General features: G+C 29.0%; 3 protein-coding genes. 2 read left to right on the top strand and 1 reads right to left on the bottom strand.

The annotated features are described in order from the left end of the window. A partial coding sequence (locus tag ACRC03_RS15555) for a hypothetical protein (RefSeq protein WP_438653509.1) occupies positions 1-509 on the top strand: 509 nt, incomplete at its 5' end. Between the two features lie 55 nt (positions 510-564). On the opposite strand, the gene ACRC03_RS15550 is transcribed toward ACRC03_RS15555, so the two are convergent. Next, positions 565-873, bottom strand: coding sequence for a phosphoribosyl-ATP pyrophosphohydrolase (locus ACRC03_RS15550; protein ID WP_438653508.1), 309 nt, complete (start codon positions 871-873; stop codon positions 565-567). Positions 874-974: 101 nt separating this feature from the next. On the opposite strand from ACRC03_RS15550, the gene ACRC03_RS15545 reads away from it, so the two are divergent. Further along, on the top strand, positions 975-1,229 hold a 255-nt coding region (locus ACRC03_RS15545), incomplete at its 3' end, for a hypothetical protein (RefSeq protein WP_438653507.1).

The following is a 1,229-nucleotide window of genomic DNA, read 5'->3' as shown; positions in this document are numbered from 1 at the left end:
GTCTACTAAGGTATGAGATTCCATCTTGTGGATGTTATGCAAGAGAGATGAGTAGCATAAGAATGTGTGAAAATATTTTAAGTCATTTTAAAAGTAATAGAAATAAAAGTTGGTACTTCAAGAAACATGGAAAAATTATAAACTGTAGATCTGGTTATGAGGTAATATATGCAAATCATTTGATACTCAATAATATTGAGTTTGAGTATGAACCAGAGGTTTTTAAGCTACAAAATGCAAAAAGATATACCCCGGATTTTTATCTAGTTGAAGAGGATAAATATATTGAAATAAAAGGTATATCCTATGATATTATAGATGTAAATGATCAAAAATACAGTGTTGAGCTTTTTAGAAAAAATCATAAATTAGACATTTATTATTGGGAAGAACTATGGGAAATGTGCAATTTACCTTATAAATCATATGGTAATTATAAAGTTAGGGCTGATAGAATAGGAATTAGTATAGAAGATTACTTAGGGAAATTGCTATATTTAACATATTAAATTTGTATATAATTGTGGATAAAAAATTACTGGGTTTAACAAACCCAGTAATTTTTTAATATGTTTTCTTTAAAATAAGATTTTTTTCAAATCCACCCCTAGAATCTTTTTTTAGATTTCTTCTATCTAAAACTTCTTCCTCACTATACCCATATTTACCAGCAATAGCAAAAAGAACCTCCATAACATCAGCAACCTCATCAAGATTCTTATCCTCTAAAAGCTCAGTAACCTCTTCACCCAACTTCTTATAAAGGTACTCCAAAGCAACCTCATCATTAACAACCTCAATCTCACACTTCTTGCCACTAGCCTCTATAATTTCAGGAATTCTATCTCTTACCAACTTATCATAAACGATCATAATATACCTCCAAATTATTGATAAATAAATTATACCCGCATTAAATACTATTGTCAAAACATGGTACAATATAAGTATTAGCAAAGAGAAAGGAAATAACCATGAACTTAAACTGTATTACAGGAAATCAAGACCACTTATACAAAAGAATACAACAAAGTTTACATAATGCAACATCAATAGATATAATAGTTTCCTTCCTTATGGAATCAGGAGTTAAATTAATACAAAAGGACCTAGAAGCCATAAAGGACAAAAATATTCCAATAAGAATACTTACAGGAAACTACCTAAACATAACACAACCATCAGCACTATACCTAATAAAAGACATACTAGGAGATAAGCTAGACTTA

This window comes from Romboutsia sp., assembly GCF_051659545.1.
GTDB lineage: Bacteria > Bacillota > Clostridia > Peptostreptococcales > Peptostreptococcaceae > JBOFOR01.
Note: the sequence above shows the minus strand (reverse complement) of the source record. Positions and strands in the feature narration are given on the sequence as shown.

Coding starts and splice junctions, on each gene's coding strand:
- ACRC03_RS15550 (WP_438653508.1), bottom strand. CDS start 873: ATGATCGTTTATGATAAGTTGGTAAGAGATAGAATTCCTGAAATTATA.